13 protein-coding genes are annotated in these 14,696 nt (G+C 61.4%); 1 reads left to right on the top strand and 12 read right to left on the bottom strand.

Features of this window, described 5'->3' with window-relative positions:
- Window positions 1–66: 66 nt before the first annotated feature.
- From ACMGT0_RS21670 to ACMGT0_RS21620, 11 genes are all read right to left on the bottom strand, one after another.
- Window positions 67–741 (bottom strand): NuoB/complex I 20 kDa subunit family protein, encoded by a 675-nt coding sequence (locus ACMGT0_RS21670; protein ID WP_026145108.1) that lies wholly within the window; start codon window positions 739–741, stop codon window positions 67–69.
- 10 nt (window positions 742–751) lie between these two features.
- Window positions 752–1,165: an NADH-quinone oxidoreductase subunit A gene (locus ACMGT0_RS21665; RefSeq protein ID WP_017903639.1), complete on the bottom strand. Its 414-nt coding sequence runs from the start codon at window positions 1,163–1,165 to the stop codon at window positions 752–754.
- A 636-nt stretch (window positions 1,166–1,801) separates the two neighbouring features.
- The gene (aceA, locus tag ACMGT0_RS21660; protein ID WP_054057256.1) at window positions 1,802–3,127 is read right to left on the bottom strand and encodes an isocitrate lyase; all 1,326 of its coding nucleotides are present in this window, start codon (window positions 3,125–3,127) and stop codon (window positions 1,802–1,804) included.
- A gap of 517 nt (window positions 3,128–3,644) precedes the next feature.
- Window positions 3,645–4,406 carry a secretin N-terminal domain-containing protein gene (locus ACMGT0_RS21655; RefSeq protein WP_416769740.1) on the bottom strand — a complete coding sequence of 254 codons (762 nt, stop codon included), beginning with the start codon at window positions 4,404–4,406 and terminating at the stop codon, window positions 3,645–3,647.
- Window positions 4,407–4,557: 151 nt separating this feature from the next.
- Entirely contained in the window at window positions 4,558–4,983 is a 426-nt protein-coding gene (locus tag ACMGT0_RS21650) for a GNAT family N-acetyltransferase (protein WP_054057232.1), read from the bottom strand.
- Window positions 4,976–6,142, bottom strand: a complete 1,167-nt coding sequence (locus ACMGT0_RS21645; RefSeq protein ID WP_273823234.1) for a cupin domain-containing protein — start codon at window positions 6,140–6,142, stop codon at window positions 4,976–4,978. The genes ACMGT0_RS21650 and ACMGT0_RS21645 overlap by 8 nt, the downstream gene beginning before the upstream one ends.
- Window positions 6,143–6,226: 84 nt before the next feature.
- Entirely contained in the window at window positions 6,227–7,597 is a 1,371-nt protein-coding gene (purB, locus tag ACMGT0_RS21640; RefSeq protein ID WP_054057234.1) for an adenylosuccinate lyase, read from the bottom strand.
- A 114-nt stretch (window positions 7,598–7,711) separates the two neighbouring features.
- Window positions 7,712–8,335, bottom strand: a complete 624-nt coding sequence (gene hflD / locus ACMGT0_RS21635) for a high frequency lysogenization protein HflD (RefSeq protein ID WP_017903645.1) — start codon at window positions 8,333–8,335, stop codon at window positions 7,712–7,714.
- Window positions 8,332–9,462 (bottom strand): tRNA 2-thiouridine(34) synthase MnmA, encoded by a 1,131-nt coding sequence (gene mnmA, locus ACMGT0_RS21630; RefSeq protein ID WP_054057235.1) that lies wholly within the window; start codon window positions 9,460–9,462, stop codon window positions 8,332–8,334. The genes hflD and mnmA overlap by 4 nt, the downstream gene beginning before the upstream one ends.
- A 60-nt stretch (window positions 9,463–9,522) precedes the next feature.
- Entirely contained in the window at window positions 9,523–9,969 is a 447-nt protein-coding gene (locus tag ACMGT0_RS21625) for an NUDIX hydrolase (protein WP_054057236.1), read from the bottom strand.
- A gap of 175 nt (window positions 9,970–10,144) precedes the next feature.
- Complete coding sequence (locus ACMGT0_RS21620) at window positions 10,145–12,370, bottom strand: NADP-dependent isocitrate dehydrogenase (protein WP_054057237.1); 2,226 nt, start codon at window positions 12,368–12,370, stop codon at window positions 10,145–10,147.
- Window positions 12,371–12,874: 504 nt separating this feature from the next.
- On the opposite strand from ACMGT0_RS21620, the gene icd reads away from it, so the two are divergent.
- Window positions 12,875–14,131 (top strand): NADP-dependent isocitrate dehydrogenase, encoded by a 1,257-nt coding sequence (gene icd, locus ACMGT0_RS21615; protein WP_054062806.1) that lies wholly within the window; start codon window positions 12,875–12,877, stop codon window positions 14,129–14,131.
- A 78-nt stretch (window positions 14,132–14,209) separates the two neighbouring features.
- Here the strand turns inward: icd and cspD are convergent, their stop codons facing one another.
- Window positions 14,210–14,479 carry a cold shock domain-containing protein CspD gene (cspD, locus tag ACMGT0_RS21610; protein ID WP_054057257.1) on the bottom strand — a complete coding sequence of 90 codons (270 nt, stop codon included), beginning with the start codon at window positions 14,477–14,479 and terminating at the stop codon, window positions 14,210–14,212.
- Between the last annotated feature and the right edge of the window lie 217 nt (window positions 14,480–14,696).

Below are 14,696 nucleotides of genomic sequence, written 5' to 3'. Positions count from 1 at the left end.
TATCGCTATCGGTCAACGTAAAGAATGAAGCCAGGTACACGTTTCTTTGGAAGAAGCAGAACTGGATCAGACTTCGTCGGGGCTGCGCAGGTTGGTCACCTGGATACGCTGTTCGCGGCGCTGTTCCTTTTGCGACGGCATCTCGGCACGGTAAATGCCTTGATCACCGACGACCCAGGAAAGTGGGCGACGCTCCTGGCCAATCGACTCTTGCAAGAGCATCAAGCCTTGCAGGAAAGCCTCGGGGCGGGGCGGGCAGCCTGGCACGTAGACGTCCACGGGCAGGAACTTGTCCACCCCCTGAACGACGGAGTAGATGTCGTACATGCCGCCGGAGTTGGCACACGAACCCATGGAAATCACCCATTTCGGTTCGAGCATCTGTTCGTACAGGCGCTGGATGATCGGCGCCATCTTGACGAAGCAGGTGCCGGCCACAACCATGAAGTCGGCCTGGCGTGGTGATGCCCGGATAACTTCGGCGCCGAAGCGTGCGATGTCGTGGGGTGCCGTGAAGGCGGTGGTCATCTCCACGTAGCAGCAGGACAGACCGAAGTTGTACGGCCACAGGGAGTTCTTGCGCCCCCAGTTGACCGCGCCACTCAGCACGTCTTCCAGCTTGCCCATGAAAATGTTCTTGTGGACTTGATCCTCTAACGGATCGGCAACGGTTTCCCGTTGGCCGATCGGATATTGCTCGTTAGGAGCGTCCGGGTCGATTCTGGTGAGATTGTATTGCATTGCCAAAGCCTCATTGTTTCAGCTTCGCTTGCCTCTTATGACGAGCTTGTGGAGCCCAATCCAGCGCCCCCACTCGGTAAAGGTAAACAAGACCTGCCAACAGAATTGCTATGAAAACGAGTGCTTCGACGAATCCGGTCCAGCCGCTTTCGCGTACCGACACAGACCATGCAAAGAGAAAGAGGGCTTCGATATCGAAGATCACGAACAGCATCGCGACCAGATAGAATTTGGCGGAGAGCCGCAGGCGGGCGCTGCCGGTGGGCAGCATGCCGGATTCGAACGGTTCGTTCTTGCTGCGTCCCCAGGCTTTTGACCCGAGGAGGCTGGAAAGACCGAGCATGAAGGCACAGAGGCCGACGACGCCGAGCAGGAAAATGGCAAAGCCCCAGTTGTGGGCCATGAGTCCGGTCGCTTCGGTCATGCGGGTAATCCTTAACAGAGAGCAAGGTTCTCTGAGCTTGAAAAAGTAACAAGGCAGTGACGATATGTCGCAGCGCCATCAATCCGGGTGATTTTATGGGTAAACACCTGGCAAGTAAATTTTCTATAGCGAAATTATTTAGTGGAATAAGGACATAGGGACCTCTGGAGGGCCTGCAGGGCCTGTACTGCGGGCATTAGCCGGGTTTTTGTTAATTATGTTTTATCCAGGCTGCAACGAATAAAGCTATTTCTAAATGATAATCAATATTATTTGTCTTTGGCTGTAACAGCTCTCGTGAGTGCGGCTGTTTCTAGTTGCCATATAGGGAGACTAGTTGAAAGTTGCGGGAAGGGGGGACGTTTTAATCGATTTGTCGTGATCGAAGGCTGCGCCAGGTCAATGTTTGGGCGTTGTGGCGGTCAGGCCGGCCCCTTCGCGGGCAGGCCCTGCTCCTGCAGGCTTGTGTGCGCCGATCCTGCTTCTGTAGGAGCCGGGCTTGCCCGCGAAGGGGGGGGGGCGCCGGCCCTGCGCAGGATCCAGGCAAAAAAATGCCCCGAACCAGTCGGGGCATCAGTCTGTCAGGCATTCCAGTTAGGTCTTACACGGTCTGGAATGGCCGCTTGCTCGGTCGACTCAGTGGAACTGCTCTTCTTCGGTCGAGCCGGTCAGCGCGGTCACCGAGGAGGTGCCGCCCTGGATCACGGTGGTCATGTCGTCGAAGTAGCCGGTGCCGACTTCCTGCTGGTGCGCCACGAAGGTGTAGCCCTTGGCGGCATCGGCGAATTCCTGCTCCTGCAGCTTCACGTAGGCGGTCATGTCGTTGCGGGCGTAGTCGTGCGCCAGGTTGAACATGCCGTGCCACATGTTGTGGATGCCGGCCAGGGTGATGAACTGGTGCTTGTAGCCCATGGCCGACAGCTCGCGCTGGAACTTGGCGATGGTCGCGTCGTCCAGGTTCTTCTTCCAGTTGAAGGAAGGCGAGCAGTTGTAGGACAGGATCTGGTCCGGGTATTCCTTCTTGATCGCTTCGGCGAAGCGGCGCGCTTCGTCCAGGTCCGGCTTGGCGGTTTCGCACCAGATCAGGTCGGCATACGGTGCGTAGGCCAGGCCGCGGGCGATGGCCTGGTCGAGGCCGGCGCGGACCTTGTAGAAACCTTCCTGGGTGCGGGTACCGGTGACGAACGGCTGGTCGTAAGGGTCGCAGTCGGAGGTCAGCAGGTCAGCGGCGTTCGCGTCGGTACGGGCCAGGATGATGGTCGGTACGCCGGCGACGTCGGCTGCCAGGCGCGCAGCGACCAGCTTCTGTACGGCTTCCTGGGTCGGTACCAGCACCTTGCCACCCATGTGGCCGCATTTTTTCACCGAAGCCAGCTGGTCTTCGAAGTGCACGCCGGCGGCGCCCGCCTCGATCATGCTCTTCATCAGCTCGTAGGCGTTCAGTACGCCGCCGAAACCGGCTTCGGCGTCGGCCACGATCGGGGCGAAGTAGTCGATGTAGCCTTCGTCACCCGGGTTCTTGCCGGATTTCCACTGGATCTGGTCGGCACGGCGGAACGAGTTGTTGATGCGCTTGACCACGGTCGGTACCGAGTCGACCGGGTACAGCGACTGGTCGGGGTACATGGATTCGGCGGAGTTGTTGTCCGCAGCCACTTGCCAGCCCGACAGGTAGATCGCCTGGATACCGGCCTTGACCTGTTGCACGGCCTGGCCGCCGGTCAGGGCACCCATGCAGTTGACGAAATCCTTATCCGGACGGAAGGATGGCTTGGCACCCTGGGTGACCAGCTTCCAGAGCTTCTCGGCACCCAGGCGGGCCAGGGTGTGCTCAGGCTGGATCGAGCCACGCAGACGAACCACGTCAGCGGCGGTGTAGGTGCGAGTCACGCCTTTCCAGCGCGGGTTTTCAGCCCAGTCTTTTTCAAGGGCTGCAATTTGCTGTTCGCGTGTCAGTGCCATGGACATAAACCTCGTCGCGTCTTCTATCAAAAGTCGATCTTTTGTGGAAAGTTCCTTGCTCCACTGCGTGCCCGCACCTGAAAAGGCTTGAGCAGAGGCTGCGCGCCGACCAGAAGCTCAGGCGGTCGAGTCGGGTCTGGCGGGAAATGCGACGGGTGAACGATGGGCTCAAGGGGGAGACGAGCGGGCGAGGGCGATCCTTGGGGCGCAGCGGGGCGTCGTGGGCCTCATGCTGGCTTTGCGGGTATTGCCGTTCTACCTGATTACGCTTCCGTCCCTCGGGACAACTTCGTTCCAGTCGCAATCTCGTCAAACGCGCCTTGTGGGCGGTACAGACACGAATCGGCTCAGGTGGGTGAGTTAGAGCGGCGATCCGAAGGCCCTTGCCAGGGCCCCTGATTAGCGGGAGCGAGGCCATCATGCCTTCGGTTTTTGGGCGCGTCAAACGTTTTGTAGTGCTTTTTTCAAAGCACTACATCTTTGGTCTAATACGACTGGACAGTCAGTTTTCGGTGCTTCAGTCCAGGCTGTCGACTTTCACCCGCAAAGTCATGTCGTTACGGTTCGAGGTAGAGTAGCTGCGGGTTAGAGCCTTGCGGTCGGCCTGGCTCTGGCCGTTGACGCCGGCCAGGGTGATCCATTCGCCGAGCGGTCCGCTGACCGTTGTGTCGGTACTTTGTACGTTCACTACATCCTGACGCTCCTGGCTCATCCGGTCACGATTGGTACTGATGGCCAGGTGAACGATGTTTCCGGTGACGCTGGCGGTGACGTAGAACCCCTGGGTGACGTTGCGATACTGGGTCTGGGTTTGCGGGCGGCCGTAGATGTCGAGTTGGCCGGTGCTGCTGGTCAGCGGCACGCTCTGGCCGATCTGGATCAGTGCCGGGGTGCCTTCGCTGGCCTGGATCTGCTGGATGCCACCGTCGCGGCTGTCGGTGCTGCGGCTGATGATGCGGGTCTGGCCCTGGCCGTTGATCGAGTAGCCCTGGGTACCCTGGTCGTTGTTTTCGCTGGTGTCGACGCTGATCAGCAGGCGCCGGGCCGGTTTGTCCAGTTGCCCGATGAATTCGCGCAGTTCGCCGATCTTGCGCGGTTCGGCGTTGACGATCAGCTGGTTCTGGTAGGCGCTGACCTTGCCGTCCTGGCCGAGGAAGTTCTGTGCGACCGGCAGCAGGTCACTGCTGGTGCGGTAGTTCAGGGGGATCAGCTCGGTGGCCGCCTGGGCGCTGAAGGTGCAGGCCAGCAGCAGGCCGGTGAAGAGGGTGCGTAGGGACATGTCCGTTATCTCCGCGTTTGACTGGGCAATGCACATGAGTGTGATGCATTGAGTTTGACAGTTTCTCGGCGCGGCAGGCGGCAAATTGAATGGCGCACAGCAAAACGCCCCGATGACGGGGCGTTTTTACCGGTTCCGCAACTGCGGGGCGTCAGGCCGCGCCGCGAACCATGTCGACGTGGGGGATCCCGGCTTCGAGAAACTCCTCGCTGACGATGCTGAAGCCATGGCGTTCGTAGAACGCCGTGGCCTGCACCTGGGCGCTGAGCATCTGCTGCTTGAGGCCACGCTTCTCCGCTTCGCCGATCACTGCCTGCAGCAGCGCGTCGCCGACCTTCAGGCCGCGCCAGTCGCGCAGCACCGAGACGCGGCCGATCTGCCCGTCTGGGAGCAGGCGGGCGGTGCCGATCGGGAAGTCGCCTTCGTAGGCGAGGAAATGCACCGCTGCGGCGTCCTCCGCGTCCCACTCCAGCTCCGGGGGTACAGCTTGTTCGGCAATGAACACCGACTCACGAATGCGCCGAATCTCGGCGTTATCCTTTTGCCAGTCCGCGACACGTACGTGAATTCTATTCATCGGCAAATCCCACGCTTCCTTGTTTGACCAGCTCGCACAGCAGGCTGCGTCCATCCTCGTCCGCCAGCCATGGGCCGAGGTTGTCGATGTGCAGGGCTTCGGCTGCACAGATCATCTTCAGCAGCTCGCGCAGCTTGCCTGGCAGGTAACGGCTCTGGCCGCTGGCGAACAGCAGCAGGTCGTCGTCGACTTCCGACCAGGCCAGGCGTGCACTCGGGTTACGAATCAGTATGGCACCGTGCTCCAGGCCGGCGAGCAGGTCTTCTTCTTCCAGTTCCGGGCCGACCACCAGTTCCGGGTAGCGTGGCTCGGTCATGAACTGGCCGAACCAGGTCAGCAGCAGGCGCTCGTCGCTCATGTGCTCGGCCAGCAGGCTCTTGAGGCGGTCGAGGGCGTCGTGCTGAATCTGGTGCGGGTCGACCGCCGGCTGGGCGTCGGCATCGGTGTAGCGCTCTTCGTCCGGCAGGAACTGGCTGAGGAAGTCGGTGAAGTGGGTCAGCACTTCAGCGGCGCTTGGGGCGCGGAAACCCACCGAGTAGGTCATGCAGTCGTCCACGGCGACGCCGCAGTGGGCCAGGCGTGGTGGCAGATAGAGCATGTCGCCCGGTTCCAGCACCCAACCCTCGGTTTCCTCGAAGTCGGCGAGGATGCGCAGGTCGGCGTGCTCCAGCAGGGTGCTTTCGGAATCGCACATCTGGCCGATCTTCCAGTGGCGCTTGCCCTTGCCCTGCAGCAGGAACACGTCGTAGTTGTCGAAGTGCGGGCCGACGCTGCCACCCGGGGCGGCGAAGCTGATCATCACATCGTCGATCCGCCAGCTCGGCAGGAAGCGGAAATGCTCCAGCAGCTCGGCGACTTCCGGGACGAACTGGTCGACCGCCTGCACCAGCAGGGTCCACTCACGTTCCGGCAACTGGCTGAAGGCGTCCTCGGAAAACGGACCGCGGCGCAGTTCCCACGGACGTTCGCCATGCTCGATGATCACGCGCGATTCGACTTCTTCTTCCAGGGCCAGGCCGGCCAGTTCGTCAGCGTCGATCGGGCTTTCGAAGTCGGGAATCGCCTGGCGGATCAGCAGCGGTTTCTTTTGCCAGTAGTCGCGCAGGAATTCCCGGGCGGTGAGCCCGCCCAGAAGTTGCAGAGGAGTATCAGGATTCATGTGTAACCTATTGAAAAATCGTATTTTTCAGACTGGAATAAAAACGCCCGGCTCAGCCGGGCGTTCAGAGCGGGTGCCGTACGATCAGATACGCTGGGCCTGGGCCACGGCGTTGCCGATGTAGTTGGCCGGGGTCAGTTGTTTCAGCTCGGCCTTGGCGTCGGCAGGCATGTCGAGGCCGTCGATGAAAGTCTGCAGGGCTTCAGGGCTGATGCCTTTGCCACGGGTCAGTTCTTTCAGCTTTTCGTACGGGTTTTCGATGTTGTAGCGACGCATCACGGTCTGGATCGGCTCGGCCAGGACTTCCCAGCAGGCGTCCAGGTCGGCGGCGATCTTCTGCTCGTTGATCTCCAGCTTGCCGATGCCCTTGAGGCTGGCTTCGTAGGCGATCACGCTGTGGGCAAAGCCGACACCGAGGTTGCGCAGTACGGTGGAGTCGGTCAGGTCCCGCTGCCAGCGGGAGATCGGCAGCTTGCTGGCCAGGTGCTGGAACAGTGCGTTAGCGATACCCAGGTTGCCTTCGGAGTTTTCGAAGTCGATCGGGTTGACCTTGTGCGGCATGGTCGAGGAGCCGATTTCGCCGGCGATGGTCTTCTGCTTGAAGTAACCCAGGGAGATGTAGCCCCAGATGTCGCGGTCGAAGTCGATCAGGATGGTGTTGAAGCGGGCGATCGCGTCGAACAGCTCGGCGATGTAGTCGTGCGGTTCGATCTGTGTGGTGTAGGGGTTGAACACCAGGCCCAGTTCGTCCTCGATGAAGGCGCGGGCGTTGGCTTCCCAGTCGACTTGTGGGTAGGCCGACAGGTGGGCGTTGTAGTTGCCCACGGCGCCGTTGATCTTGCCCAGCAGTGGCACGGCGGCCACCTGGGCGATCTGGCGCTCCAGGCGGTAGACGACGTTCGCCAGTTCCTTGCCCAGGGTGGTCGGCGAAGCGGGCTGGCCGTGGGTGCGCGACAGCATCGGCACGGCGGCGAAGCGGCGGGCCAGCTCACGGATGGCTTCGGCGATCTGGCGCATCAGCGGCAGCAGCACGTCGTCGCGGCCTTCGCGCAGCATCAGGGCGTGGGACAGGTTGTTGATGTCCTCGCTGGTGCAGGCGAAGTGGATGAATTCGCTGACGGCGGCCAGTTCAGGCAGCTTGGCGGCCTGCTCCTTGAGCAGGTACTCGATGGCCTTGACGTCGTGGTTGGTGGTGCGCTCGATCTCTTTGACGCGCTCGGCGTGCTCCAGGGCGAAGTTTTCGGCCAGGGTGTTGAGCACGGCGTTGGCTTCGGCGGAGAACGCCGGGACTTCGGTGATGGCCGGGTGGGCGGCCAGGCGCTGGAGCCAGCGGACTTCCACCAGGGCGCGGGCACGGATCAGGCCGTACTCACTGAAAATAGGGCGCAGGGCCTGGGTTTTGCCGGCGTAGCGGCCGTCAACAGGGGAAACCGCAGTGAGCGAAGAGAGCTGCATGGGGTGTTCTCGGACAGTCAGGCAACGAAATGGGGCGCGTATCATACATGAAAAAATCCGCCGGTCCGTTGCGAACTGACCGGCGTATCGCGCTTTTAAGCTCCGTCGATGGCCTCAGGCGCTACGCATCAACGGATAGAGTTCCTTGAGCAGCTTGCGGCGGCTGATCACCAGCTGCCAGCGATGGCCGCCCAGTTGGCGCCAGAGGCGGGCCGAACGGATACCGGCCAGCAGCAGGGCACGGATTTTCGAGGCATTGCTCGGCTGTTGCAGGTTGCGCATGTCGCCATGCACCTGGATGCGTTGGCGCAGTGTGCTGAGGGTGTCCTGGTACAGTGCGCCGCAGGCCGCCACCACGTTTTCGTGGGCCGGGCCGAAGTGTTCGACCTGGGACTGGATCTGCGGCAGACGCTTGCCGATGGTTTCCAGCATGTCCTCGCGCTTGGCCAGCTGGCGCTCCAGGCCGAGCATCGACAGGGCGTAGCGCAGCGGCTCGCGTTGCAGGGCGCTCGGGTCGCGTTCGAGGGCGCCGATCAGGGCGCGATAGCCGTCGCGCAGGTTGATGTCGTCGCCGCCGTAGACCTCCAGGGTGTCCTTGGGGTCGCGAATCAGCAGGCTGCCGAGCATGCAACTGACGCCGGCTTCGCTGGACTGGCCGGTCTTGGCGATCCGGTCCACCAGCACCGCCGCGAGAAACACGCCGCCCAGGGCGGTCAACTGCTCCTGGATCGGGCTCATGGGCGTGCTCCGTCAGCCGACGGTTCGGCCACTTCGATGACGCCGCCGCCGAGGCAGACTTCGCCATCGTAGAACACCACGGACTGGCCGGGAGTGACCGCGCGCTGAGGTTCGTCGAACACCGCACGATAGCCGTCGGCAGTCTTTTGCAGGGTGCAATGCTGGTCGCCCTGGCGATAGCGGACTTTCGCCGTCAGCTTGCGCGGGCTGCTCAGGTCGATCGGGTTGACCCAGTAGATTTCCGAGGCGAGCAGGGCGCCGGAGAACAGCCACGGGTGTTCGTTGCCCTGGCCGACGATCAGTTCGTTGTGTTCCAGGTCCTTGCGCAGCACGTACCACGGCTCGTCGCCTGCGTCCTTCAGGCCGCCGATGCCCAGGCCCTGGCGCTGGCCGATGGTGTGGTACATCAGGCCGTGGTGGCGGCCGATCACTTCACCGTCGGTGGTCTTGATCTCGCCGGGTTGGGCCGGCAGGTACTGCTTGAGGAAGTCGCTGAAGCGCCGTTCGCCGATGAAGCAGATACCGGTGGAGTCCTTTTTCTTCGCGGTGGCCAGGCCGTGTTTTTCGGCGATGGCGCGCACCGCCGGTTTTTCCAGCTCGCCGACCGGGAACAGGGTCTTGGCGATCTGTTCGCCGCCGACGGCGTGCAGGAAGTAGCTCTGGTCCTTGTTCGGGTCCAGGCCCTTGAGCAGCTCGGTGCGGCCGTCGATATCGCGGCGGCGCACGTAGTGGCCGGTGGCGATCAGGTCGGCGCCCAGGCTCAGGGCGTAGTCGAGGAACGCCTTGAACTTGATTTCGCGGTTGCAGAGGATGTCCGGGTTCGGCGTACGCCCGGCCTTGTACTCGGCCAGGAAATGTTCGAACACGTTGTCCCAGTATTCGGCGGCAAAGTTGGCGGTGTGCAGCTTGATGCCGATCTTGTCGCACACGGCCTGGGCGTCCGCCAGATCGTCCATGGCGGTGCAGTACTCCGTACCGTCGTCCTCCTCCCAGTTCTTCATGAACAGGCCTTCCACCTGGTAACCCTGCTCCATGAGCAGTACGGCGGAAACGGAAGAGTCCACGCCGCCGGACATGCCGACGATGACGCGCAGGTTTTCTGGGGCGGTGGCAGCAGGATCACGCATAGGGATTCAATGAGTGTCTTCGAAAAAGGACGCGATTCTAACAGGCCCTGGCCTTCAAGGCTAAAGGGAAGGGCGGATCAGTTCGAGACTGTGCAATGGGCCGGCGAGATAATCGTCGACACAACGGATGATCAGCTCGCTGCGCCACTGCGGGCGCAGGGCCAGCAACTCGTCGCGAGTCAGCCAGCGCGGACCGATGATGCCGTGGTCCAACTGATAGTCGGGCCGCTGGCGCAGTGGTTTGCCGGCGAAGCATACGCGCTGGTAGGTCACGCCGTTGCTCGGCGCGGTGTACAGATAGAGGCCGATCACGCCGCTGAGCTCGACGTCCCAGCCGGTTTCCTCCAGGGTTTCGCGCAGGGCGGCTTCGATCAGGCTTTCGTTCGGATCGAGGTGGCCGGCCGGCTGATTGAAGACGACCTGGTCGTCCTGCCGTTCTTCGACGAACAGGAAACGGCCCTGGTCCTCGATGACGGTGGCGACGGTGATGTGGGGTTGCCATTCCATAAGATCGGTTCCTTCTCGCCTATCTACAAGGGCTGCGCGGCCCCCTGTAGGAGCGTGGCTTGCCCGCGAAGCTTTTAGCGGCCTTGAGACCGCCTTCGCGGGCAAGCCACGCTCCTACAGGGCGGTAAACACAAACCCCGGCACGGGGCCGGGGCTTGTGGTCTTGCCGGAGAGCTTACACCAGTGCCGCGATCGCCGCGTTCAGGGTGGCGCTCGGGCGCATGGCCTGGCTGATCAGCTCGGCGCTGGCGTGGTAGTAACCGCCGATGTCGACTGGCTTGCCCTGTACGGCGTTGAGCTCGGCAACGATTTTTGCCTCGTTCTCGCTCAGGGTTTTCGCCAGAGGCGCGAACTGGGCCTGCAGGGCAGCGTCCTCGGTCTGGGCAGCCAGGGCCTGAGCCCAGTACAGCGCCAGGTAGAAGTGGCTGCCGCGGTTGTCGATGTTGCCGACTTTACGCGATGGCGACTTGTTGTTGTCGAGGAACTGGCCGGTGGCCTGGTCCAGGGTCTTGGACAGCACCAGCGCTTTCGGGTTGTTGTAGTTCACGCCCAGGTGCTCCAGGGAAGCGGCCAGGGCCAGGAACTCACCCAGGGAGTCCCAGCGCAGGAAGTTTTCTTCCAGCAGTTGCTGCACGTGCTTCGGCGCCGAACCGCCGGCGCCGGTTTCGAACAGGCCGCCGCCATTCATCAGCGGGACGATCGACAGCATCTTGGCGCTGGTGCCCAGCTCCATGATCGGGAACAGGTCGGTCAGGTAGTCACGCAGCACGTTGCCGGTCACCGAGATGGTGTCCTTGCCGGCGCGGGTGCGGGCCAGGGTGGCCTTCATCGCGTCGACCGGCGACATGATCTGGATGTCCAGGCCAGTGGTGTCGTGGTCTTTCAGGTAGGCCTGGACCTTCTCGATCACCACGCCGTCGTGGGCACGCAGCGGGTCGAGCCAGAAGATCGCCGGGGTGCTGCTGGCGCGGGCACGGTTGACGGCCAGTTTGACCCAGTCCTGGATCGGCGCGTCCTTGGTCTGGCACATGCGGAAGATGTCGCCGGCTTCGACGTTCTGTTCCAGCAGGGTGCGACCGGTGCTGTCGGTCACGCGGACCACGCCGTTGGCCTTGATCTGGAAGGTCTTGTCGTGGGAGCCGTATTCTTCGGCTTTCTTCGCCATCAGGCCGACGTTCGGCACGCTGCCCATGGTGGTCGGGTCGAAGGCGCCGTTGGCCTTGCAGTCCTCGATCACCGCCTGGTAGATGGTGGCGTAGCAGCGATCCGGGATCACGGCCTTGGTGTCGTGCAACTGGCCGTCGGTGCCCCACATCTTGCCGGAGTCACGGATCATGGCTGGCATCGAGGCGTCGACGATGACGTCGCTCGGCACGTGCAGGTTGGTGATGCCCTTGTCGGAGTTGACCATGGCCAGGGCTGGGCGAACGGCGTAGACCGCCTGGATGTCCGCTTCGATCTGGGCCTGCTGCTCGGCTGGCAGGGTCTTGATACGGGCGTACAGGTCGCCGATACCGTTGTTCAGGTTGAAGCCGATCTGCTCCAGGACTTCGGCGTTCTTGGCCAGGGCATCCTTGTAGTACTCGGCAACGATCTGGCCGAACATGATCGGGTCGGAGACCTTCATCATGGTCGCCTTCAGGTGAACCGACAGCAGCACGCCTTCGTTCTTGGCGGCTTCGATTTCAGCGGCGATGAAGCTGCGCAGGGCGTTCTTGCTCATCACGGCGCAGTCGAGGATCTCGCCGGCCTGGACGCTGGTCTTCTCTTTCAGGACGCTGGTGCTGCCGTCCTGGGCGATCAGCTCGATCTTGACGCTGCCTGCGGCTTCGATCAGTGCAGCCTTCTCGCTGCCGTAGAAGTCACCGCTGTTCATGTGGGCCACGTGGGACTTGGAGTCGGCAGCCCAGGCGCCCATCTTGTGCGGGTGCTTGCGGGCGTAGTTCTTGACCGACAGCGGTGCGCGGCGGTCGGAGTTGCCTTCGCGCAGAACCGGGTTCACGGCGCTGCCCTTGACCTTGTCGTAACGGGCGCGAGCGTCTTTCTCGGCATCGTTGGTCACGGTTTCCGGGTAGTCCGGAACGTTGAAGCCCTGGGCCTGCAATTCCTTGATCGCGGCCTGCAGCTGCGGTACCGAGGCGCTGATGTTCGGCAGCTTGATGATGTTGGCTTCAGGGGTGATGGCCAGTTCGCCGAGTTCGGCGAGGTGGTCCGGAACTGCTTTGGCGCCCAGCTGCTCGGGGAAGCTGGCGAGAATGCGTCCGGCCAGGGAGATGTCGCGGGTTTCCACGGCGATATCAGCCGAAGCGGTGAAGGCCTCTACGATAGGCAACAGTGAATAGGTGGCGAGGGCGGGAGCTTCGTCGGTAAAGGTGTAGATGATCTTCGAGCGGGTGGGCATATTCGGATTAACTCTCTTCTTTGCTAAAGCATGCGCAGAAACTAACTCGAGGTGCGCCGGATAAGCGCGTTCGTTCAAAGTCGTCCATGAGTCGAAAATCGAAGTTTCTTCGCGGTGATGTTGGGTGCATCAGTCGAGCGTCAAGCGGTCGGGCTGCGGTAACAGCCCGGCTCTGGGCGGCAGTTCCTGGCTACATTTCCTGTAACAGAGGCGTCGGCCATCGTGACCCTGTGGTCAGCGGCGCGAGTATACATAGGTTGCTGGCAAAACGCCGAGCGTTCATGCCCAACTCTTTTCGTCCATTGGTCTAAAGGTCGCACCCGCAGTTGCCCCGCCGATGAGTGTCTGGTGCTGGAGATTGGCGCTTTTCCCTTTGATTTCAAGCTTGTACGCCGCGAACTTGCCGCTTTTCAGGGGAAATGGGTGGGGGCGAGGTTTCCGTCTACATTTAACTGGGGTACGCTCGAACGCAGCCAGATGTTCAATCCATAGATGGAGTACAACATGGGATACAAGAAGATTCAGGTTCCAGCCGTCGGTGACAAAATCACCGTCAACGCAGACCACTCTCTCAATGTTCCTGATCACCCGATCATCCCTTTCATCGAAGGTGACGGTATTGGCGTCGACATCAGCCCGGTGATGATCAAGGTCGTCGATGCGGCTGTCGAAAAGGCTTACGGCGGCAAGCGCAAGATCTCATGGATGGAAGTCTATGCCGGCGAAAAGGCCACCCAGGTCTATGACCAGGACACCTGGCTGCCCCAGGAAACCCTGGATGCGGTCAAGGACTATGTGGTTTCCATCAAGGGGCCGCTGACCACGCCGGTGGGTGGCGGTATCCGTTCGCTCAACGTGGCCCTGCGCCAGCAACTCGACCTGTATGTCTGCCTGCGCCCGGTGCGCTGGTTCGAGGGCGTGCCGAGCCCGGTGAAAAAGCCCGGCGATGTCGACATGACGATCTTCCGCGAGAACTCCGAGGACATCTATGCCGGGATCGAGTGGAAGGCCGGTTCGCCGGAAGCGAACAAGGTCATCAAGTTCCTCAAGGAAGAAATGGGCGTGACCAAGATCCGTTTCGACCAGGACTGCGGTATCGGCGTCAAGCCGGTGTCGAAGGAAGGCACCAAGCGCCTGGCGCGCAAGGCCCTGCAATATGTGGTCGACAACGATCGCAAGTCGCTGACCATCGTCCACAAGGGCAACATCATGAAGTTCACCGAAGGTGCCTTCAAGGAATGGGCCTATGAGGTGGCGGCAGAGGAGTTCGGCGCGACCCTGCTCGACGGTGGCCCGTGGATGCAGTTCAAGAACCCCAAGACCGGGCGCAACGTGGTGGTCAAGGATGCCATCGCCGATGCCATGCTCCAGCAGATCCTGCTGCGTCCGGCCGAATATGACGTGATCGCGACCCTCAACCTGAACGGTGACTACCTGTCCGACGCCCTGGCGGCCGAGGTGGGCGGTATCGGCATTGCGCCGGGCGCCAACCTGTCCGACACCGTGGCCATGTTCGAGGCCACCCATGGTACAGCGCCGAAGTATGCCGGCAAGGACCAGGTCAACCCCGGCTCGCTGATCCTCTCGGCGGAAATGATGCTGCGTCACCTGGGCTGGACCGAGGCTGCCGACCTGATCATCAAGGGTACCAATGGCGCCATCGGGGCCAAGACCGTGACCTATGACTTCGAGCGTCTGATGGAGGGGGCCAAGCTCGTTTCGTCGTCCGGTTTCGGTGACGCGCTGATCGCGCACATGTAAGACGGATTGGCGATAAAAAAGCCCGATTCAAATCCTTGAATCGGGCTTTTTTATAGCTGGATGTTTCTGTGAGATGACTCAGGCGCTGACGTTGTTCGCCTTGCTCTTGGAAACCAATGCTTTGTCATCGGTTGGGGTCACTACGGCAGCGCTCTGTATGTTGACCGCATGCAGACCTTTGGGGCCCTGGATGATCTCAAAGCTTACGGCCTGGCCAGCCTTGAGGGTTTTGTAGCCGTCCATCTGGATGGCTGAATAGTGGGCAAACAAGTCTTCATCCTTGCCTTCTTCCAGGACGAAACCATAGCCCTTGGCGTTGTTGAACCACTTGACCTTACCGCTCGGCATGCTCATATCCCTCTGCAAACGACCCCATCACTGGAGTATCATCCAGTTCATCCTTCACTGCGTGAACCAGAAAAATGGTTGACGATATGGACCTTTATTACCCAATCTGGTCTCTATTGGTTGTAACACCGATTTGCCGATAGTCAAGGTGACCATTCGGTCAGTCTTGAAATGGGCCGGATTGTCCCCATCACTGTATTTGCTCAACTGACGAACC

The organism is Pseudomonas sp. RHF3.3-3, assembly GCF_048069595.1.
Lineage (GTDB): Bacteria > Pseudomonadota > Gammaproteobacteria > Pseudomonadales > Pseudomonadaceae > Aquipseudomonas > Aquipseudomonas fuscovaginae_B.
The sequence above is the reverse complement of the archived record's forward strand: the minus strand, read 5'-3'. Positions and strand labels throughout refer to the sequence as shown.

What these genes read in the sequence shown, in the direction of transcription:
- ACMGT0_RS21670 (WP_026145108.1), bottom strand. Translation starts at nt 741, where the DNA reads ATGCAATACAATCTCACCAGAATCGACCCGGACGCTCCTAACGAGCAA.
- ACMGT0_RS21665 (WP_017903639.1), bottom strand. Translation starts at nt 1,165, where the DNA reads ATGACCGAAGCGACCGGACTCATGGCCCACAACTGGGGCTTTGCCATT.
- aceA (WP_054057256.1), bottom strand. Translation starts at nt 3,127, where the DNA reads ATGGCACTGACACGCGAACAGCAAATTGCAGCCCTTGAAAAAGACTGG.
- ACMGT0_RS21655 (WP_416769740.1), bottom strand. Translation starts at nt 4,406, where the DNA reads ATGTCCCTACGCACCCTCTTCACCGGCCTGCTGCTGGCCTGCACCTTC.
- ACMGT0_RS21650 (WP_054057232.1), bottom strand. Translation starts at nt 4,983, where the DNA reads ATGAATAGAATTCACGTACGTGTCGCGGACTGGCAAAAGGATAACGCC.
- ACMGT0_RS21645 (WP_273823234.1), bottom strand. Translation starts at nt 6,142, where the DNA reads ATGAATCCTGATACTCCTCTGCAACTTCTGGGCGGGCTCACCGCCCGG.
- purB (WP_054057234.1), bottom strand. Translation starts at nt 7,597, where the DNA reads ATGCAGCTCTCTTCGCTCACTGCGGTTTCCCCTGTTGACGGCCGCTAC.
- hflD (WP_017903645.1), bottom strand. Translation starts at nt 8,335, where the DNA reads ATGAGCCCGATCCAGGAGCAGTTGACCGCCCTGGGCGGCGTGTTTCTC.
- mnmA (WP_054057235.1), bottom strand. Translation starts at nt 9,462, where the DNA reads ATGCGTGATCCTGCTGCCACCGCCCCAGAAAACCTGCGCGTCATCGTC.
- ACMGT0_RS21625 (WP_054057236.1), bottom strand. Translation starts at nt 9,969, where the DNA reads ATGGAATGGCAACCCCACATCACCGTCGCCACCGTCATCGAGGACCAG.
- ACMGT0_RS21620 (WP_054057237.1), bottom strand. Translation starts at nt 12,370, where the DNA reads ATGCCCACCCGCTCGAAGATCATCTACACCTTTACCGACGAAGCTCCC.
- icd (WP_054062806.1), top strand. Translation starts at nt 12,875, where the DNA reads ATGGGATACAAGAAGATTCAGGTTCCAGCCGTCGGTGACAAAATCACC.
- cspD (WP_054057257.1), bottom strand. Translation starts at nt 14,479, where the DNA reads ATGCCGAGCGGTAAGGTCAAGTGGTTCAACAACGCCAAGGGCTATGGT.